The organism is Haloterrigena sp. KLK7, assembly GCF_037914945.1.
GTDB classification, from domain to species: Archaea; Halobacteriota; Halobacteria; order Halobacteriales; family Natrialbaceae; genus Haloterrigena; species Haloterrigena salinisoli.
In genome coordinates this window covers 3423249-3442436 of record NZ_CP149787.1, presented here as the reverse complement: position 1 = coordinate 3442436, position 19188 = coordinate 3423249, and the positions used below count along the sequence as shown (strand labels likewise).

13 protein-coding genes, 1 tRNA gene and 3 rRNA genes are annotated in these 19188 nt (G+C 63.8%); 11 read left to right on the top strand and 6 right to left on the bottom strand.

What is annotated here, in order from left to right; all coding sequences use genetic code 11:
* The first annotated feature begins 286 nt into the window (after nucleotides 1-286).
* The 5 genes from WD430_RS17050 (at nucleotide 287) to WD430_RS17030 (ending at nucleotide 5960) form a co-directional block, all read left to right on the top strand.
* A 16S ribosomal RNA gene (locus WD430_RS17050) occupies nucleotides 287-1761 on the top strand.
* 152 nt (nucleotides 1762-1913) lie between these two features.
* Nucleotides 1914-1985 (top strand) — tRNA-Ala (locus WD430_RS17045).
* A 219-nt stretch (nucleotides 1986-2204) separates the two neighbouring features.
* Nucleotides 2205-5124, top strand: a 23S ribosomal RNA gene (locus WD430_RS17040).
* Nucleotides 5125-5245: 121 nt separating this feature from the next.
* Nucleotides 5246-5367, top strand: a 5S ribosomal RNA gene (gene rrf, locus WD430_RS17035).
* Together the 16S, 23S and 5S rRNA genes with 1 tRNA gene alongside form the textbook arrangement of a ribosomal RNA operon.
* A 140-nt stretch (nucleotides 5368-5507) precedes the next feature.
* A complete protein-coding gene (locus WD430_RS17030) occupies nucleotides 5508-5960 on the top strand; it encodes a hypothetical protein (RefSeq protein WP_339103617.1) in 453 nt (150 codons plus the stop codon).
* 471 nt (nucleotides 5961-6431) lie between these two features.
* On the opposite strand, the gene coxB is transcribed toward WD430_RS17030, so the two are convergent.
* The gene (gene coxB, locus WD430_RS17025; RefSeq protein ID WP_339103616.1) at nucleotides 6432-7205 is read right to left on the bottom strand and encodes a cytochrome c oxidase subunit II; all 774 of its coding nucleotides are present in this window, start codon (nucleotides 7203-7205) and stop codon (nucleotides 6432-6434) included.
* A 215-nt stretch (nucleotides 7206-7420) separates the two neighbouring features.
* On the opposite strand from coxB, the gene WD430_RS17020 reads away from it, so the two are divergent.
* Both WD430_RS17020 and WD430_RS17015 read left to right on the top strand, forming a co-directional pair.
* Entirely contained in the window at nucleotides 7421-9700 is a 2280-nt protein-coding gene (locus WD430_RS17020; RefSeq protein ID WP_339103615.1) for a DUF6789 family protein, read from the top strand.
* The gene (locus WD430_RS17015) at nucleotides 9697-10266 is read left to right on the top strand and encodes a hypothetical protein (RefSeq protein ID WP_339103614.1); all 570 of its coding nucleotides are present in this window, start codon (nucleotides 9697-9699) and stop codon (nucleotides 10264-10266) included. Before WD430_RS17020 ends, WD430_RS17015 begins: the two co-directional genes overlap by 4 nt.
* A 78-nt stretch (nucleotides 10267-10344) precedes the next feature.
* On the opposite strand, the gene WD430_RS17010 is transcribed toward WD430_RS17015, so the two are convergent.
* Nucleotides 10345-11250 (bottom strand): manganese catalase family protein, encoded by a 906-nt coding sequence (locus WD430_RS17010; RefSeq protein ID WP_339103613.1) that lies wholly within the window; start codon nucleotides 11248-11250, stop codon nucleotides 10345-10347.
* Nucleotides 11251-11367: 117 nt separating this feature from the next.
* Here WD430_RS17010 and WD430_RS17005 point away from each other — a divergent pair, with 117 nt between their 5' ends.
* Together WD430_RS17005 and WD430_RS17000 are read left to right on the top strand one after the other, a co-directional pair.
* On the top strand, nucleotides 11368-11841 hold the full coding sequence (locus WD430_RS17005; RefSeq protein WP_339103612.1) for a hypothetical protein: 474 nt from the start codon (nucleotides 11368-11370) through the stop codon (nucleotides 11839-11841).
* A 97-nt stretch (nucleotides 11842-11938) separates the two neighbouring features.
* On the top strand, nucleotides 11939-12124 hold the full coding sequence (locus WD430_RS17000) for a hypothetical protein (protein ID WP_339103611.1): 186 nt from the start codon (nucleotides 11939-11941) through the stop codon (nucleotides 12122-12124).
* A 74-nt stretch (nucleotides 12125-12198) separates the two neighbouring features.
* Here the strand turns inward: WD430_RS17000 and WD430_RS16995 are convergent, their stop codons facing one another.
* The 3 genes from WD430_RS16995 to WD430_RS16985 form a co-directional block, all read right to left on the bottom strand.
* The gene (locus tag WD430_RS16995) at nucleotides 12199-13155 is read right to left on the bottom strand and encodes a cytochrome c oxidase subunit 3 (RefSeq protein ID WP_339103610.1); all 957 of its coding nucleotides are present in this window, start codon (nucleotides 13153-13155) and stop codon (nucleotides 12199-12201) included.
* A 94-nt stretch (nucleotides 13156-13249) separates the two neighbouring features.
* The gene (locus tag WD430_RS16990; RefSeq protein WP_339103609.1) at nucleotides 13250-14812 is read right to left on the bottom strand and encodes an ATP-binding protein; all 1563 of its coding nucleotides are present in this window, start codon (nucleotides 14810-14812) and stop codon (nucleotides 13250-13252) included.
* 90 nt (nucleotides 14813-14902) lie between these two features.
* A complete protein-coding gene (locus WD430_RS16985) occupies nucleotides 14903-16291 on the bottom strand; it encodes an NAD(P)/FAD-dependent oxidoreductase (protein WP_339103608.1) in 1389 nt (462 codons plus the stop codon).
* Nucleotides 16292-16705: 414 nt separating this feature from the next.
* On the opposite strand from WD430_RS16985, the gene WD430_RS16980 reads away from it, so the two are divergent.
* Nucleotides 16706-17677, top strand: coding sequence for a D-2-hydroxyacid dehydrogenase (locus tag WD430_RS16980; RefSeq protein WP_339103607.1), 972 nt, complete (start codon nucleotides 16706-16708; stop codon nucleotides 17675-17677).
* Nucleotides 17678-17966: 289 nt separating this feature from the next.
* Nucleotides 17967-18401 carry a universal stress protein gene (locus tag WD430_RS16975; RefSeq protein WP_339103606.1) on the top strand — a complete coding sequence of 145 codons (435 nt, stop codon included), beginning with the start codon at nucleotides 17967-17969 and terminating at the stop codon, nucleotides 18399-18401.
* A gap of 123 nt (nucleotides 18402-18524) precedes the next feature.
* Here WD430_RS16975 and WD430_RS16970 read toward each other — a convergent pair whose 3' ends face one another.
* The gene (locus tag WD430_RS16970) at nucleotides 18525-18998 is read right to left on the bottom strand and encodes an ArsR family transcriptional regulator (RefSeq protein ID WP_339103605.1); all 474 of its coding nucleotides are present in this window, start codon (nucleotides 18996-18998) and stop codon (nucleotides 18525-18527) included.
* Nucleotides 18999-19188: the final 190 nt, after the last annotated feature.

The following is a 19188-nucleotide window of genomic DNA, read 5'->3' as shown; positions in this document are numbered from 1 at the left end:
TGAACGCAAACGCGTGATCGACGGGACGTTCAACTCGTCCCGTCATCCCGGACCACTCACAGTCCGAAGGGGTTAAGTACCCTTCGTGGCTTACGAGTAGGTCCGAAGGAGATGAGGATTCCACCCCTGCGGTCCGCCGTACAGATGGGATCTGATGTTAGCCTTGGTAGTTCGGTGACGCCCGATCGGTCGACGATCCGTGGTCACCGAACGTGGACCCATGTGTGAGTGTGTATCTTAACATTCACCGCCAACAAACCCTCCCCAACTGGGGAGATCATATAGCATTCCGGTTGATCCTGCCGGAGGTCATTGCTATTGGAGTCCGATTTAGCCATGCTAGTTGCACGAGTTTAGACTCGTAGCAGATAGCTCAGTAACACGTGGCCAAACTACCCTATGGATCCGAATAACCTCGGGAAACTGAGGCTAATTCGGAATACGATTCCCACGCTGGAACTGCGGGGAATCCGAAACGTTACGGCGCCATAGGATGTGGCTGCGGCCGATTAGGTAGACGGTGGGGTAACGGCCCACCGTGCCGATAATCGGTACGGGTTGTGAGAGCAAGAGCCCGGAGACGGTATCTGAGACAAGATACCGGGCCCTACGGGGCGCAGCAGGCGCGAAACCTTTACACTGCACGCGAGTGCGATAAGGGGACTCCAAGTGCGAGGGCATATCGTCCTCGCTTTTCGCGACCGTAAGGTGGTCGCAGAATAAGTGCTGGGCAAGACCGGTGCCAGCCGCCGCGGTAATACCGGCAGCACGAGTGATGACCGCTATTATTGGGCCTAAAGCGTCCGTAGCTGGCCGTGCAAGTCCATCGGGAAATCCGCGCGCTTAACGCGCGGGCGTCCGGTGGAAACTGCATGGCTTGGGACCGGAAGATCCAGAGGGTACGTCCGGGGTAGGAGTGAAATCCCGTAATCCTGGACGGACCACCGGTGGCGAAAGCGCTCTGGAAAGACGGATCCGACGGTGAGGGACGAAAGCTCGGGTCACGAACCGGATTAGATACCCGGGTAGTCCGAGCTGTAAACGATGTCTGCTAGGTGTGGCACAGGCTACGAGCCTGTGCTGTGCCGTAGGGAAGCCGTGAAGCAGACCGCCTGGGAAGTACGTCCGCAAGGATGAAACTTAAAGGAATTGGCGGGGGAGCACTACAACCGGAGGAGCCTGCGGTTTAATTGGACTCAACGCCGGACATCTCACCAGCATCGACAACGTGCTGTGAAGGTCAGTGTGATGAGCTTACTGGAGCCGTTGAGAGGAGGTGCATGGCCGCCGTCAGCTCGTACCGTGAGGCGTCCTGTTAAGTCAGGCAACGAGCGAGACCCGCACTCCTAATTGCCAGCAACACCCTCGTGGTGGTTGGGTACATTAGGAGGACTGCCAGTGCCAAACTGGAGGAAGGAACGGGCAACGGTAGGTCAGTATGCCCCGAATGTGCTGGGCGACACGCGGGCTACAATGGCCAAGACAGTGGGATGCAACCCCGAAAGGGGGCGCTAATCTCCGAAACTTGGTCGTAGTTCGGATTGAGGGCTGAAACTCGCCCTCATGAAGCTGGATTCGGTAGTAATCGCGCCTCAGAAGGGCGCGGTGAATACGTCCCTGCTCCTTGCACACACCGCCCGTCAAAGCACCCGAGTGGGGTCCGGATGAGGCCAGCGCAACGCTGGTCGAATCTGGGCTCCGCAAGGGGGCTTAAGTCGTAACAAGGTAGCCGTAGGGGAATCTGCGGCTGGATCACCTCCACAGACCGGGACCGGGGCGCTGCCCCGGCCCACAAGTCGTGGCGCTCTGCGCCACGCAGTTCACGTTCGGTCGACCCACGTTGGGCCGATCGGGCACCTTTGAACTACCAAGGCTAACACTTTCGCGCTCTGTCCGCCCTCCGGGGCGGACGTGGGCCCATAGCTCAGTGGTAGAGTGCCTCCTTTGCAAGGAGGATGCCCAGGGTTCGAATCCCTGTGGGTCCATACTCGGAGCGGATCGAATCGTGTCCCTTAAGTGGGAGACGGGCTTTCGATCTAATCCGAACGAACCGATGCACCAGCCCGTGTAAACGTGGCTGGGAAGGGTTAATGCATGCCGCGTCTACGGTGTGCAGATGAGACCGTGTGTACGTGTAGTCCAGGCGTCCACTGGACCCGTTCCCGGGTCACTATCCGTTACACTTCCGTGTAACGTCGATCCGATGAACGTGGCTACTGTGCCAGCTGGTGGATCGCTCGGCTTGAGAGCTGAAGAAGGACGTGCCAAGCTGCGATAAGCCTGAGGGAGCCGCACGGAGGCGAAGAACTCAGGATCTCCGAATGGGAATCCCCACCGCAATTGCTTCGCGCAATGGGGAACGTCGAGAATTGAAACATCTTAGTATCGACAGGAAAAGAAAGCAAACGCGATGTCGTTAGTATTGGCGAAAGAACGCGACACAGTCCAAACCGAAGCCCTCACGGGCAATGTGGTGTTCGGACTGACGATCACTCTCCGAACCGCGACACGAAGTCTCCTGGAATGGAGCACGAAACAGGGTGACAGTCCCGTACTGTCGATTAGTAAGAGACGAGTCAGCTCCAGAGTATCGGGGGTTGGATATCCCTCGTGAAGATCGCGGGCATCGACCGCGAAGACTAAACACTCCTCAAGACCGATAGCGAACAAGTAGCGTGAGCGAACGCTGAAAAGCACCCCACGAAGGGAGGTGCAATAGGGCGTGAAATCAGTTGGCGATGGAGCGACTGGGCACAAAAGGTCCCGAACCCAATGAATCAGGTGCAAACCTGTAGTAAGCCGTTCGGGAAGCCGGTGTCCAGTCGTACGTTTTGAAAAACGAACCAGGGAGTGTGCCTGTTTGACGAGTCTAACTCGATCATCGAGGAAGGCGTAGGGAAACCGACATGGCCGCAGTCTTACGACGAGGGCCGCCGTGTTCAAGCGCGGGGAGTCAAACGGGCACGACCCGAAACCGGATGATCTAGGCGTGGGCAGGGTGAAGCGTGCCGAAAGGCACGTGGAGGCCCGATAGCGTTGGTGTCCTACAATACCCTCGCGTGACCTACGTCTAGGGGTGAAAGGCCCATCGAATCCGGAAACAGCTGGTTCCAACCGAAACATGTCGAAGCATGACCTCTGCCGAGGTAGTTTGTGGGGTAGAGCGACGGATTGGGGGACCGCACTCCGAGAGGAGTGCGCCCCCCTGTCCAACTCCGAACCTACAAACGCCGTTCGACGCAGGGAGTCCGGTGCACGGGGTAAGCCTGTGTACCGTGAGGGAGACAACCCAGAGCTGGGTTAAGGTCCCCAAGTGTAGACTAAGTGCGATCGAAGGTGGTCGCAAGCCCTAGACAGCCGGGAGGTGAGCTTAGAAGCAGCTACCCTCTAAGAAAAGCGTAACAGCTTACCGGCCGAGGTTTGCGGCGCCCAAAATGATCGGGGCTCAAGTCTACCACCGAGACCTAGCAGCACCCGTCACAGGGTGATCTCGTAGGTTGGCGTTCTGTTCGGGTGGAAGCACGGTCGAGAGATCGTGTGGACCGTTCAGTAACGAAAATCCTGGTCATAGTAGCAGCGTTAGTCGGGTTAGAACCCCGACGGCCGAACGAGTAAGGGTTCCTCAGCAATGCTGATCAGCTGAGGGTTAGCCGGTCCTAAGTCTGCCCGTAAGTCGAAGCAGACAACAGGGAAATAGGTTAATATTCCTATGCCAGTGTGCACTCAAAGCCGACGCTTTGGGGCCGCCTCTCCCGGGCTTTCGCCCGGGCAAACAGTCGAAACTCGTGGAAGCCGTAATGGCACGAAGCGAGCGAATGGCTGGATAGCGCAAGAGAGGTCAACCTAGAGCCCGTGAAAAGGCGAGCACACTGTCCGTACCGAGATCCGACACAGGTACTCGTGGCGGCGAAAGCCAAGGTCTGTCGGGAGCAACCGACGTTAGGGAATTCGGCAAGTTAGTCCCGTACGTTCGCAATAAGGGATGCCTGCCTCGCAACGAGGCAGGTCGCAGTGACTCGGGCGCTCCAACTGTCTAGTAACAACATAGGTGACCGCAAATCCGTAAGGACTCGTACGGTCACTGAATCCTGCCCAGTGCAGGTATCTGAACACCCCGTACAAGGGGACGAAGGACCTGTTAACGGCGGGGGTAACTATGACCCTCTTAAGGTAGCGTAGTACCTTGCCGCTTCAGTAGCGGCTTGCATGAATGGATCAATGAGAGCGCCACTGTCCCAACGTTGGGCCCGGTGAACTGTACGTTCCAGTGCGGAGTCTGGAGACCCCCAAGGGGAAGCGAAGACCCTATAGAGCTTTACTGCAGGCTGTCACTGAGACGTGGTCGCCATTGTGCAGCATAGGTAGGAGGCGTTACACAGGTACCCGCGCTAGCGGGCCACCGAGCCAGCATTGAAATACTACCCGATGGTGACTGCGACTCTCACTCCTGGCGGAGGACACTGGTAGCCGGGCAGTTTGACTGGGGCGGTACGCGCTTGAAAAGATATCGAGCGCGCCCCAAGATTTCCTCACCCGCGTCGGAGACGCGGGAAAGAGCGCAAGAGCATAAGGAAGTCTGACAGTGTCCGGCACAACGACGGACGCTGACGCGAAAGCGTGGTCTAGCGAACCAATGCGGCTGCTTGATGCGGCCCATTGCTGACAGAAAAGCTACCTTAGGGATAACAGAGTCGTCACCCGCAAGAGCACATATCGACCGGGTGGCTTGCTACCTCGATGTCGGTTCCCTCCATCCTGCCTGTGCAGAAGCAGGCAAGGGTGAGGTTGTTCGCCTATTAAAGGAGGTCGTGAGCTGGGTTTAGACCGTCGTGAGACAGGTCGGCTGCTATCTATTGGGGGTGTTACGGTATCTGACAAGAACGTTCGTATAGTACGAGAGGAACTACGAATGGGTGCCACTCGTGTACCGGCTGTCCGAGAGGGCACGTGCCGGGCAGCGACGCACCACGGGGTAAGAGCTGAACGCATCTAAGCTCGAAACCCACTTGGAAAAGAGATACCACCGAGGCCACTCGTAGAAGACGAGTTCGATAGACTCGGGATGTACGCACCAAGGCAACGAGGTGTTGAGTCCGCGAGCACTAACCGGCCAAGCCACACACTCATATCGCATCTGGATCAACACTGGCCCGGAAACGGGTCCAGGCGCTAACTGGACTACACGTATTACACGGTTTTGCCACCGATACTGGTATTGCGACGGTTCGATTCCGTTGATCGGCGTTGAGGCGGCCACAGCGGTGGGGTGCCACCCGTACCCATCCCGAACACGGACGTTAAGCCCACCTGCGTTTCGGCGAGTACTGGAGTGCGCGAGCCTCTGGGAGACCCGATTCGCCGCCATCCACTCATACTCTCATCATTACGCCCCACACAGCCACCGCTGTGTGGGGCGTTTCGTATTTATTCCAGTAGTGACATCACTATCGGATCGCGTTCACACGCTAACCCGCCCGGCGTAACCTCCGTATCGAGACCAAATATTTTTGGAGCGGGGCTTATTCGGATGTATGAAAAACTCGGTAGATATGGAATCAGAACGTCCCTCCTTGGACGCTGTTTACGAAATTCTCTCCGAGTCGCGCCGTCGATACCTTCTGTACTACTTTCTAGAGAACGATCACGCGAACGTCGAGAGCGTTTCCTTGCAGATCGCTGCCTGGGAGCAGGAGAAATCGATTGAGGACGTCACCGAGGCAGAAAAACAGCGAGTGACGGCGTCGTTGGTTCACAGTCACCTTCCGAGACTCGAGGACCACGGGCTCGTCGAACACGACAGTCGGACGGGTGACGTAATCGCGGGTGACGGGTTCGCCGAGATCCGCGAGACCGTCCGCCAAGCGCGCGCGAACGAAGACGAGGTTACTGTGACGGGATCGTCGATGGAGTCATTTCTGTACAGCGAGCCGGTACCCTCGTCGAACAGGGAGCGACAGTAGAATCCCAACGATCCGTCTCGCTTCAGTTCGGAAGCCGGTAGTCGCCGGAGAGTGGGCTACTCGCCGGCAACGTTCGGCCAAGGGGAATGGAGCGTGGAGGCGCTGGCGTCACCTCCAGCGTGGCAATAACTAACACACGAATTATTACGCGTTTTCCCGACTCTCAGCGGGTGAAAACAGCGCTATGGCTCGAGTCATCTATCCATGGAAATCGGTATCGCCCGGAACACTAACGTCCAGCCTCATCCCGTGGCGGCGTGCCGCGTCGGCTGGCTAACCCTCGTGCCGGGCGGAGGAGCACTCGCGCTCCTCGGACGGGTGGGCGAGGCCCACCGGATATCGCGTGCCCGGGTTCGCCGCGCTGTCATCGCACCCGGATGGGTAAACTCGGACGGGGACTAAAGGCACGCACTCGTCCTATGAGTTCGTCCCGTTTAACTCTTCCATCGTCCGCTCGTCGTGGCCGTCCCGCTAGCCGGGGTCCGGCGCGTCGGTGACGTTCCCCTCGTTCTCCGAAAGCCACTGCTCGTAGGTCTCGGAGTCGACGACGACGATTTCCCCCTCCATCCGCGAGTGACCGGCGCCGCAGAACTCGGCACAGACCGCGTCGTAGCGGCCGGGTTCGTCGACGACGGTCCGTGCGCGAGTGTAGTCGCCGGGGAACGCGTCCTGTTTGACGCCCAGATCCGGGATGAAAAGCGAGTGGATGACGTCGTCACTGGTGAGCCAGAACGTTACGTCCTCGCCGGCGGGGATCACGATCTGATTCTCTGTCGTGACGTTCGCGTCGGGATAGGTCGCCTGCCACTCCCACTGGTAGCCGCGGACGTAGACTTCCTCGTCGCCGGTGTCGGGGAGGTCCTCGAAGGAGTCGAAGCCCTCTTGACTCCGATCGTCCGATTCGAGTGCCTGTGACGGCGAGATATACGGATTGACGAGGACGCTGTAGCCGGAGAGACCGACGAACAGCAGGATGATCGCCGTCGCGGCGGTCCACGTGATCTCGAGGGCGGGGTCCTCGGTGGTCGGTTTCGGATCGTCGTTGTCGTGGAACTTGACGGCCGCGTAGATCAGGATCATCAGGACGAACAGCGTCAGCGGCAGGGCGGCGTAGAGCAACTGATACTCGAGGCCGTCGATGAGTTCGCGGTTGGGCGACTGTGCCGCGACCGTGCCGGTGAGCGCGAGGAGCGTCGAGAACGTCGCGACGGTGAGCGCGACGATCGTGCGACGGCGGCTACTCATTGACGGCGGTTCAACGACCGGCGTGTTATACGTCATTCATCGTTTAGTGAACAGTCACGGTTGCGGATGAGTGTAGACGGATACTGGGGTTCGAAGGAATATCAAAACCGATGACAGTCACTGGATGGTGAGTTCATATTTATTGGGGTCGGTGGTGAGCCTTCCGCTATGCACGGCGACGAGCGGTGCGATCGGACCGTTGGTGGTGAGCGCCGATGAACCGCGCGCTCACGGAAGTCTCGTTGTTCGTCGTTGTCGTCGTCGGCTGCCTTCTGACGATCGTTCTGGCGCGGCGAGCGCGGACCGATCCGGCGCCGGACGGGGGATATGCGACCGGCCACCGTCGAGAACTGAGTCTGGCCGATGCGAAGGCGGCCGCGATTCGCTGGACGACGACGACTAATCACCGCGAAATCGGGCTGCTCTACATCGCGTTCGGTACCGTCGCGGCGCTGTGGGGCGGCATCGACGCGATGATGATCCGGACGCATCTGCTGACGCCGGAGGCGAACCTCTGGACGGAGCAGACGTACAACGAGTTGTTTACGATGCACGGCCTGACGATGCTGATCTTCTTCGTCACGCCGGTGTTCTTCGGGATCGGGAACTACTTCCTGCCGCTGCTGATCGGGGCCGACGACATGGCGTTTCCGCGGCTCAACGCCATCGGGTTCTGGCTCCTTCCGCCGTCGCTGTTGCTCGCTCGACTGGGGATCGTCGCCGAGGTGACGGGGGCGGTGCTCGCGGTCGCCGTACCGAACGACTGGCTGTCGGTCCTGCTTGCGTTCCAGGAGCCGGCGATCGGGTGGACGATGTATCCGCCCCTGTCGTTGGCGCCGAATCCCCAGACGGACTTCCTCCTGTTGGGACTCCACTTGAGTGGCATCGCGACCACGATCGGCGGGATCAACTTCATCGCGACGGTCGTCTACGAGCGCGACGAGTCGATCGGCTGGGCGAACCTCGACATCTTCTCGTGGAACATGCTCATCACGAGCGCGATCGTCATCTTCGCGTTTCCGCTGCTCGGTACCGCGCTGCTCATGTTGTTGCTCGACCGCAACTTCGGAACGACGTTCTTCGCGGTCGAGGGGGGTGGCCCCATCCTCTGGCAGCACCTGCTGTGGTTCTGGGGCCATCCCGAGGTGTACATCGTCTTCCTTCCGGCGACCGGCCTGATGAGTCTCATACTCCCGAAGTTCGTCGGCCGGAAGCTGTTCGGGTTCAAGTTCATCGTCTACTCGACGATCGCGATCGGCGTCCTCTCGTTCGGCGTCTGGGCCCATCACATGTTCGTGACCGGCGTCGACCCCCGCATCCGGGCGAGTTTCATGGCGACGTCGATCGCCATCGCCGTCCCCAGCGCGATCAAGGTGTTCAACTGGATCACGACGATGTGGAACGGTGACGTCCGACTGGCCGCGCCGCTGATCCTCTGTGTCGGTTCTATCGGCCTGTTCATCGTCGGCGGCGTGACCGGCATCTTCCTCGCGGTCATCCCCGTCGACGTCATCTACCACGGCACCTACTACGTCGTCGGTCACTTCCATCTCATCATCATGGGGATCATCCCCTTCATGATGTTCGCCGCCAGCTACTACTGGTATCCCCTGATTACCGGACGGATGTACGATCGTCGGCTCGCGATCTTCCAGTCGTCGCTGCTGGTCATCGGCTCCGGGCTCACGTTCATGACGCTGATGGCGCTCGGCTTCCTCGAGCACCCCCGTCGGTACGCGACCTACCCGCCGGAGTACTCGGGGCTGCACGTCGTCGCGACCGTCGGCTCGTTCATTATCGGAATTAGCGTCCTCATGTGGCTCTACAACATGCTCTGGTCGTACTTCCGGGGGTCGCCGGTCGAGACCACGGACCCGTGGGAGCTGAAGGCGACCCAGCAGTTCACGCCCGAGTGGCAGTGGTTCGAGGACCGCCTCGAGCGCAAGCGCGGGATTCCGCCGAGCGAACCCGACGAGGTCCGCCCGTCGTACGTGCCCGCACAGGAGGAACGGCCGCCGTCGCTGTACGGTCGGATCGTGCCGGTCGCCCGGCGCGCCGTGAGCGACGCGGGCGCGGGCGCGGCCGGCGGCCTCGTCGGCACGCTGCTCATGACGGGCGTCCTCCTCGTCGCGGTCGCGCTGGGCGTCTTCGACCTCGAGTCCTTCGCGGACCTCGCGACGCTGGTCGGACTGCCGGCGAACCTCGCGCTCGGATACGGGCTCTTCCTCTTCGCCGGGATGACGGTCTGGCCCCTACTGTTCCTCTCGTTGGGAGAGTACCTCCCGGGCGAACTCACGTTCATCACGGGGCTGTGGTACGCGACGGTCATCGCCTCGGGGTTCGTCATCGCCTTCTATACCGGCCAGACCGGGCTCGAGCTGGTGACCTACCTCGTCTTCGCGCTGCTCGCTCACTGGATCTACGGGCTGGGACTCGCCGGGATGATCACGTATCTCGGCGGTCGTCGACCGATGTCGTCGGAGGGACCGCGATGAGCGACGACGCCTCGCCGTCGGACGCGGACGAACCGCCGGCCACCGACAGCACCGGCCCGGTCGAACCGACCGCGTCGTCGGAGTCGCTCATGTTGACCTACGCCGCCCCCTTTCTCGGGGTTCTCCTGATCGCCGTCGGACTCCCTCTCTCGATCGTCGGCGGCTACGTGGTCGTCCAGGACGGCCTCGGACTGTGCGGCGAGCCGACGATCACGGCGACGCCCGCCGACGAGTACAACGAATCGCTGGCGACCATCGACGAAATCCCCGCCGAGCAGCTCTCGTCGGCCGAACGGCGGGCCCTCGAGGAGGCGATCGATAGCCCCCTTCAGGAGGGGCGGGTGTCGGGCGAGCTCGAGAACCGGGCGGCGTTGCTCGAGGGGGTCGTCGTCGAATACGAGGGGACGCATTACTACGTCCAGATCACGTCCCAGAACTCCTGTCTCGAGGTGCAGCCGTTGCTGTTCCCGATCGGCGCGGTGGCGATCCTCATGGGATTCGGCGGCGTGTTGACGCCGCCGATCTACCGAAAACTGGCGGGCTTCGAGGAACGAATGCGGCGATAGCGCGGTCGATCGACGGCCCCTTCCACCCCGGTCACGGGACGCTTCGATCGGAGCCGCGCGACGCGAACCGTCGCGCTCTTACTTCTTCGAGTCGGTCTCGTTCGACGTACCGGACGAATCCTTCTTCGAGGTGCCGGTCGCGTTCGAATCGCTGGCGGCCTCGTCGTCGGGTCGGTTCGGCGTGTCGTTCGTCATCGGGCTCGGCTGCGGGGCGATGACTTCCCCGTCACCCGGCTGCTCGGGGAGGTAGGAGAACTGTCCCTTGCCGTCCGGCGACTCGCCCTGCGTCCAGGGGTAACCCGGATCGGGCTGCTGTTCGCGTCTCGTCGACATGAACGCGTAGTTGTACTCCTGGTTTTCCTGTTCCTGCGGGAAGCTCGCGGGAACGGGAACCGGGTCGTCGAGCGATTCCAGGGCCTCGAGCCACTGGTTCTGGTGCATCGTGTCCCGGGCGATCAGATAGGAGAGCATGTCCTTCATGCCGGGGTCGTCGGTGTACTCGTAGAGCCGCGTTGCGAGCGTGCGTCCGGTCGCCTCGGACATCACGTTCGCGTAGAGGTCGCCCGCGAGGTTGCCCGACGCGACGATGTAGTTCCCGGTGAAGGGGACGCCGTTACTGTCGACGGGCATCGCCGACTCGCCCGCCGAGAGGAATTGGCGGGGGTTCTGTCCGGTCATCGCCGCGGCCGTCGCCGCGGTCTCCTGGGCCTCGTCGCCCATCTGCTTTGCCGAGCCGCGGAGGTTCTTGGTGACCGCAGTGGCGAGCATCTCGATGTGGCCGAGTTCCTCCGCTGCGGTCTCCATCAGGAGGTTCCGATACTCCTCGTAGCCTTCGGGGAGGGCCCACGCCTGGAACATGTACTGCATCGCGACGCGCATCTCCCCTTCCTGTCCGCCGATCGCTTGCTGGAGAAGTTTCGCGAAGTGCGGATCCGGTTCTTCGACGGTGACCTCGTACTGGAGCTCAGGTTCTTGGAAGAACATCCGGACGTCACTGGCCAGACCGAACGAGATAATGCTGTCACTTGCCAGTGCGCCGTTGTGTCAGCATGGGAAATCATTATCCCACCGTCGATGGTCGAGAGCAGGGACGGAGTACTCATGTATCAGGACACGTCAGGATCGACGACGCGACGAACGTTTGTCAAGTGCGGTCTCCTGTCGACCGGAGCGCTCGTCGGCACCTCGAGTGCGAGAGCGACGGACGGGGCGCGGACCGAGTCGACCGAGAGCGCAGCGCGACCGATCGAGCGGGGCGTGATGCGCTCGTACCAGTACATGCCCGACAGTGCGGTCACGGTCCGGGAGACCGTCGACTGGCACCCGCAGGGACTCGCCGAGGCGACCGGCCACGTCGTCGCGTACGACGCCTCGCCCTCCTTCCGCGCGCTCCTGTTTACGACCGCCGACAGTGGCGATACCGGCGCGGACGACGAATCCGACTCCGACCCCCTTCAGCCGGGTGATTCGCTCTCGCTGGGCGGTATTCACGGGTCACCGGAGACGACGAGTTCGCAGTACGTCACCGTCGACCTCAGCGTCGACGGGACCGCCGACCCCGCCGTCGACGGATAGCCGGACGGCGATTCGGGCCCGCGCTCGCGACGGCCGAGCCACCGCCACCGGGGTTTTTCCCGACTGGCCCTCGTACCGCGGACCCGAGGTGATTTCAGTGGTCGAACACGACGAGCGGCGGCGTGCCGCGGCGAAGTGTGCGGGCTGTGGCCGGATCGGGATCGTCCACGTCTGGCCCGACGGCACGCGCAAACCGCTCGGGCAGACGTCCTTCTGTGACTGTCCCGACCCGACGCTGCGACTCCTCGAGGAAGAGCGCGAGGCGGGCGACGACCTCCCGTAGCGACGCGGGGCGCAATACGTGGCGCGGCGGGCAGTCTCGAGCGCATGGCCACGCAACCGAGCGGTGTGGGCCGCTCAGATGGTCGCGCCCACGTAGAGGACGAGCACGAGGAACACCCAGACGAAGTCGACGAAGTGCCAGTACAGCGAGACGGTCGCGACGGAGGTGTCGCGCTCGGGGCCGTAGTCGCCGCGGAGCGCGCGCCAGAACAGCACGGCGATGCCGCCGACGCCGAGCGCGACGTGGAACCCGTGGAGACCGGTCAGTCCGTAGAAGGCGGTCCCGAAGACGCCGCTGGCGAGCGAGAACCCCTCGTGGACGATGAATTCGTAGTACTCGTAGGCCTGGCCGCCGAGGAAGACGACCCCGAGCGCGAGCGTCGTCCCGAGCAGACCGAGGAAGCGGCGCCGATTCCCGTCCTCGAGCGCTTCGTGCGCGTAGTGGAACGTGACGCTGCTGGCGATCAGAATCGCGGTGTTGACGATCACGAGCGACCCCAGCAGCGGCGGCAGCTCCGTGGGCGGCCACGTGCCGATTCTGACGAAGAAGTAGTAGATGAACAGCGCGCCGAACGTCGAGACGTCGGTCGTGAGAAAGAGCAGCGTCGTCCAGACGTACGACTCTCGAGACGACGTTCCGCCGGCGCCCGCTCGCGCGGGCGCGAGAAACACTTCGTCGATCCATCCGGCGATGCCGGCCAGCAGAACGATCGCCCCGACGACGGCGAGGGCGACGCCGACGAGCGGCGGGATCAGACCGGTCCCGTTCCCGAGGACGGCGATCGCGGCGCCGCCGTAGAGGCCGCCGGCGCCGGCGGCGGCGACGAGCGGCCAGCGACTGCGGTGTTCGTGCTCGTCGTGATCGATGTCGGGTTCGTGGGGGCTGTCGGGACCGACGGGCCCGTCGGGGTCGTGTCCGGTCGTCGCCCCGTCGCTCGAGACGCCGTGCCCGCCGCCGTCGGTCCGAATCGGGTCGGTCTCGAGCGACGACGTCGCGTCGCTCGACTCGCTCGCGTCGTTTCGCCGAGCCATACTCGCTGTCCAACGTCGAGTCGGAAAAAGGATCGCCGCTTACGCGCCGGTAGGGTGGACGTACGGTCCCGCGAGTATCAGTCGGCGTCGGGTGTCAGTCCGCATCGGATCGCGATTCTCGACCCGCCGCTCCGCGTTCGTCCGCCACGGCGGGGAGCGTGAAGGAGAACGTCGTTCCGTCGCCGGGCTCGGAATCGACCCAGATCTCGCCGCCGTGGCGGTCGACGATCCGCTGGCAGAGCGCCAGCCCGATTCCCGTCCCCGAGCGTTCCTCGCTCGTGTGCAGGCGTTCGAAGATCCGGAAGATGCGATCGACGTCGTCGGAATCGATCCCGATCCCCTCGTCCGCGACCGAAATTACCCACACCTCGCCGGCGCGCTCGGCGGAAACGCGGATGCGCGGCGGCTCGTCGCCGCTGTACTCGATCGCGTTCTCCAGCAGGTTCTGGAAGACCTGCCGGAGTTGGCTGGCGTCGCCCTCGACGCGCGGGAGGTCGTCGACGGTGAGATCGGTCTCCCACTCGTCGAGTTTCACCTGCAGGTCCTCGCAGACGTCCGCGAGGACGGCGTTCAGATCGACCGGAGCCAACGAGTCGCCCTGCGTCTCGACGCGGGAGTACTCGAGCAGTCCCTCGATCATCTCGCGCATCCGGTCGGCGCCGTCGACGGCGTAGTCGATGAACTCCTCGCCGTCCGCGTCGAGCTCGTCACCGTATCGGTCCTCGATCAGTTCGAGGTAGCTCGAGACCATCCGAAGGGGCTCCTGGAGGTCGTGGGAGACGGCGTAGGCGAACTGCTCTAAGCGCTCGTTGGACTCCTCGAGTCGCCGCTGGTACGTGATGAGTTCGGTGATATCCTGGCACATCAGCAGTCCCGCGAATACCTCGCCGCGGTCGTCGGTAACGGGAATCGTTCGGACGAGCCAGTGTCGACTCGCGTACTCGACCTCCGTCCGTTCCCTGTCACCGGCCAGTGCGGCCTGCAGGGACGGTTCCACCGTCTCAGCGAACTCCGTGCCGAACGCCTGGCTCGGGGTCTGCCCGTCGAGGTCGGCGGGATCGATCGGCAGCCGATCGAACGCTTCGCCCGCCGAGAGGTAGAACGTCGGCCGGTCGTCGAACAGGGCGACGATCCCGTCCGGGAACCGCTCCGCGAGCGTCCGGTATCGTCGTTCGGACTCCGAGACCCGGTCGTACATCCGCTGGAGCTCCCGTTCCCGCTCGCGAAGTTCGTCGGTGTACCGACGCCTGCTGGCGTTGTAGACGCCGATTCCGAAGGCGGCGACGACGCCGAAGAGGACGCCGTTGAGCGCGAGCACGTACGGCTTCGGTTCCTCCATGACGCGGAGCTGGATCACAACGGTCCACAGGAACAGCACCGCGATCGCCCCGCCGACGAGGAGGTTCCACTTCGCGATGGTCACGACGTACTCGGTCTCCCAGTCCAGCCGGACGATCCACACGCCCGCGAGGACGAGTCCGCTCGCGAGGACGAGCAGCGCGCTGTTCTCGAGCAGCGTCCACAGCAGTCCCCACGAGAGGTTCCGGAGGTCGTCCCACATATCGTAGAGGGGGACGAGCAGGATGAGGAGCCCGAGCCCGGAGACGCACCCGCCAGAGAGGTATCGGCGAGCGCGGTCGCTGTCGATAGCTGGCACGTCTCTCCGTATGATCCGCCCCTCCCTAAGTACTGGTTCTCCTACAACTGGTTGGGAACACCGAGTCGCGAGCGACCGCGAGACGCGACCTCAGTAGAAGTACTCGTCCTCGCGCAACTGGACGTAGCCGCCGTCGCGGTATTTGAACTTGCGGCGCTTGTACTCGAGGAGCACCCTCGAGGCGCCCAGTCCGGCGGAGTAGCCGCGGCTGACCAGGCCCTCGCCGTCGTCGCCCTGCATCCGGTTGACGATCTCGAACGTGCGGTCCCAGTCGTCGGGCCCGTAGTCCCGCACGATGTCGGCGAAGGAGACGTTGCGCAGGATCTCGTCGCCGACGGCTCCCTTCCAGACGTCGTTGTAGTTCTCCAGCGAGTCGGTGGCGGCGAGGCGGCCGGCGATCTTGCCCGTTCGGACGGCGACGTGGTAGCCGCCCTCGTGGAACGCCGAGGTGGTCCCCATCGCGCCGCCGGCGACGGCGATGTTGGCGCCGACGGGCGACTCGATCGGTCGCGTCGAGGAGATCGGGTAGGTTTCGGTTCCCTTCGACTTCCCGCGGTCCTCGACGCGCGGGATGTCCCCCTCGATGTCGTACTCGTCACCGTACTCGCGCTCGAGCAGGCGCCGGATGTACTCCGCGCCCGAGGGGAGCTTGTCGTCGTCGGGCTCGAGCAAGGCGTAGGCGGCGGGGTTCTCGACGTCCTCGAGCTCCATCCCGATGGGCATGGTCAGCCCGACGCGGGCGACCGTGCCGTCGTTGGGGAAGATCCACGGGTAGGCGGTCTCCCCGGGCATGTACCCCCACCAGAACTTGAGGGTGTCCTCGAACTCCGCGAACAGTTCCTCGGGGAAGTCCCGATACTCCTGGTAGGCGATGTGGTTGGCCTCCGGCGGCGAGAGGTAGTCGGAGACGCTGCGGCCGGGCGCGGTGAACTGGTCGAGCGCGTCCAGCGTGATGCGTCGTTGCGGCCCGTCGGCGAGGACGACGTACTGGGCCTCGAGTTCGTCGCCGTTCGAGAGGGTCAGCGTGTGAGTCGGTCCCTTCGGGCTCGAGGCGCGGAGATCGGTCTCGAGGTCCGTGACGCTCGTTCCGACGCGGAGGTCGGCGCCGGCGTCCTCGGCGCGCTCGTAGAGCCAGTCGTCCATGCGCGCGCGGTGGAAGGTGTAGCCGAAGTTCGGATAGCTGGCCGCCATTCCCGTGCTCGTCAGTTCGACCGACGTCGACGGGCCGACGAACTCGGTGGACTCGAGTTCGCGGAGGATGACGTCGTCGGGGATCTCCCGGTAGTCGAACTCCATGATATCGATCCAGTAGTCGAGCATGCCGGCGGCGTCGGTCGAGTCCGGCCCGAGCCCGTCGCGGTCCTCCCGCGGGACGCCCTGTTCGAAGAGGACGGTCTCGGCGCCGTGTGCCGCGGCCCGTTCGGCCGCGGAGGCCCCTGCGGGTCCGCCACCGACGATCGCGACGTCTACGCGTTCCATACGCCGTTTGGACTCAACGTGTCGTTATAAAATCTGCGAGGTGAATTTCTCCCCGACTGAATCGAGTCGGCCGCTCGTTCGAACCGACGCGCCGTTGTGCGGTGGCGCGCGCCGGCGTCCGACCGAACGCTAGTGAGGGCGGACAACGACGTCGTGCGAGGTCTCTGTGAGCGTAGCGAACAGAGGCTTGGAAGACGCATTGCGTCTTCCAGTGGATGAGCGAGCGACCTCCTAGGAGCGAGCGAATCGGTTGGGGAGGGAGTGGCGACTCCCCGTTGCCAGCGGCGGCAGAACCCGCGATCCGTCTTCGGTCGTATCGGGTCCCGATCGCCACCGAGACTCGAGGCCGTCGCACTAGTTCAGTATAATTCCGGGAGACGAACGCTTTTGGGACCGCTGACCGACGCCACGGACATGAGCGACACCGACGCGCCGGACGTACTCGTCCTCCGGAAAGGGACGCACGGAATGCCGGTCGAACAGTACGCGGCCGCGATCCGCGAGCGACTGCCCGACCGCACGGTCGAACTCGCTCGCACGCCGGCGGCGGAGCGCGACCTGATCGAGAACGCCCGGTTCGTCACCGGAATGACCCTCGAGGAGGACTTACTCGAGGCCGCCGACGATCTCGAGGTCTTCGCCTGCGCCTACGCGGGGACCGGCCACCTGCCCCTCGAGGAACTCGAGGAGCGCGGCGTCGCGGTGACGAACGCCTCGGGCGTCCACGGGCCGAACATCGGCGAGCACGTGCTGGGGGCGATCCTCCGCTTTACCCGCCGATTCCACGTCGGCGCGCGCCAGCAGCGCCGCCGGGAGTGGCGCCACTACCAGGCCGAGGAACTGCAGGGGTCGACGGTGACGATCGTCGGACTGGGGGCGATCGGCGAGTCGGTCGCCGACCGCCTCGAGCCCTTCGGCGTCGACACGATCGGCGTCCGGTACACGCCCGAGAAGGGCGGCCCGACCGACGAGGTGGTCGGCTTCGAGGGCGAGGAATTCGACGACGCGCTGGCGCGGACCGACTACCTCGTGCTCGCGTGTCCGCTCACGGAGACCACGCGCGGACTGATCGACGACGAGGCGTTCGTGACGATGGATCCCGGCGCCGTCCTCGTCAACGTCGCCCGCGGACCGGTCGTCGACACCGACGCGCTCGTCGAGGCCCTGCGCTCGAGCTGGATCCGCGGCGCGTCGCTGGACGTCACCGATCCCGAACCGTTGCCGGAGGACCACCCGCTGTGGACCTTCGAGAACGTCCAGATCACGCCCCACAACGCCGGCCATACCCCCGAGTACTACGAGCGACTCGCCGATATCGTCGCCGAGAACGTCCGCCGGTTCGCCGACGAGCCCGACGCGGACCTCGAGAATCAGGTCCTGCCCTGAGCGCCCGGGATCCTCGAATCGCCGACCGTCTGCGCCCCGTCGGTCGATCGCCGATCCGCGTCGAGCGTCGATCACTGCCGGTCGTCGCCGATCGCTGACGGTCGTCATCGATCGCCTGCGCCCGTTGCCGACCTCCGAATCCCGACCGCGGTCTGCAGTTTTTTCACGTCACCGTCCGAATTCGAGGTATGGACCCGATAGTCATCGGTCGGCGCCGTCAGCGCCGTCGCCGGCACGCTCTCGATCGACCGTCGCCTCGAGCGAACCGCGATCGAACGGGAGGTAGCCGATGACGCTATCGCTCGACGGGCCGATACTCGTCCCCGTCGCGAACCCGGACGACGGCGAACGGACGGCCACCGCGCTCGCCCCTTATCTCTCCGAGACGAGTCGGGTGATCCTCGTCAACGTCATCGAGAAGGGCGGCGGCGCGCCCGACAAGGCCGGCGTCGAACAGCGCGAGGAGTACGCCGAGGAGATCTTCGAGCGCGCGTTAGAACCTCTCGAGGCCACGACCACGGACGCGACCGTCGAGACGGCCGTCTGCTACGGCACCGATATCGTCGAACGGATCTTCGCCGAAGCGCGGGACCGGGACGTCGACGCTGTCGTCTTCACCGCTCGGGAGTCCAACCGGTTGGCGGAACTGTTGACCGGCGACGTGGCGCGACGGATGGTCAAGGAGGCGTCCGTCCCGGTGGTCGCGTTACCGCACGACTCGTAGTCGGGCGCGTATCCGCCGGCTGCTCGGTCGGTAACTGCCCGTGAGCGAGTGTAGTCGTCCGTGAGTAGCGTTCGGTAAGGACGTAGAGTCGGCAGAAGCAGGCGTCGCGCTCCGATCCCCGGGTTACGGCGTCGGCGTTTCGGCAACGCCGCCGACCTGATTCGCCTCGCTCTCGGCGCCGCCGTCGGCATCGGCGTCGGTGTCGCTTTCGTCGATCGTCTCGGCTCGAGCGAGCAGTTCGCGCCCCTCCTCGCGAAGGGCGACGGTGTTGGTCTCGTGGTCGAACGCGACGGCGCCGGCGTCAGCTAGCTTCGGCACGTGGCTGTGTCGAAGCGTGATCGCGACGCGTCGCCGCGTCCCGAACAGCGCGTCGCCGCAACTGGCCAGCGCACCGCCCGCCTCGGCGTCGTCCTCGAGCACGAGGTGATCCGCGAGGTCGGACAGCGAGACGGACTCCTCGTCGCGGGCGTCCAGATACCGGAGGACGGCCCGACGACGCCGATCCGCGAGCACGCCGAACTGCGCCCCGTCGCCGTCGGCGGTAGCGCCGGCCGAGACGGGGGTCAGCGAGTCGGGATCGGAGATGACTGGGAGCATACCCGTAGTTGGGACCGTACGCATTTGTGTACGCCTCCAACATACATTGGGTCGGTCGGCCCGTAGAGGAACGATTCGGCGCGCTCGTTCGGGGCTGACACCGTCGCTGACGGCGGTATAGTGCCATTTCGGAGTCGAGCCGCGGCGCTGTGCCACTGCGAGCCGCGCCGCTACGGGACTCGAACGTCCG

Bases quoted from the DNA above. Each gene is read 5' to 3' on its own strand.
- coxB (WP_339103616.1), bottom strand. From the start codon at position 7,205: ATGAGTAGCCGCCGTCGCACGATCGTCGCGCTCACCGTCGCGACGTTC.
- WD430_RS17020 (WP_339103615.1), top strand. From the start codon at position 7,421: ATGAACCGCGCGCTCACGGAAGTCTCGTTGTTCGTCGTTGTCGTCGTC.
- WD430_RS17015 (WP_339103614.1), top strand. From the start codon at position 9,697: ATGAGCGACGACGCCTCGCCGTCGGACGCGGACGAACCGCCGGCCACC.
- WD430_RS17010 (WP_339103613.1), bottom strand. From the start codon at position 11,250: ATGTTCTTCCAAGAACCTGAGCTCCAGTACGAGGTCACCGTCGAAGAA.
- WD430_RS17005 (WP_339103612.1), top strand. From the start codon at position 11,368: ATGTATCAGGACACGTCAGGATCGACGACGCGACGAACGTTTGTCAAG.
- WD430_RS16995 (WP_339103610.1), bottom strand. From the start codon at position 13,155: ATGGCTCGGCGAAACGACGCGAGCGAGTCGAGCGACGCGACGTCGTCG.
- WD430_RS16985 (WP_339103608.1), bottom strand. From the start codon at position 16,291: ATGGAACGCGTAGACGTCGCGATCGTCGGTGGCGGACCCGCAGGGGCC.
- WD430_RS16980 (WP_339103607.1), top strand. From the start codon at position 16,706: ATGAGCGACACCGACGCGCCGGACGTACTCGTCCTCCGGAAAGGGACG.
- WD430_RS16975 (WP_339103606.1), top strand. From the start codon at position 17,967: ATGACGCTATCGCTCGACGGGCCGATACTCGTCCCCGTCGCGAACCCG.
- WD430_RS16970 (WP_339103605.1), bottom strand. From the start codon at position 18,998: ATGCTCCCAGTCATCTCCGATCCCGACTCGCTGACCCCCGTCTCGGCC.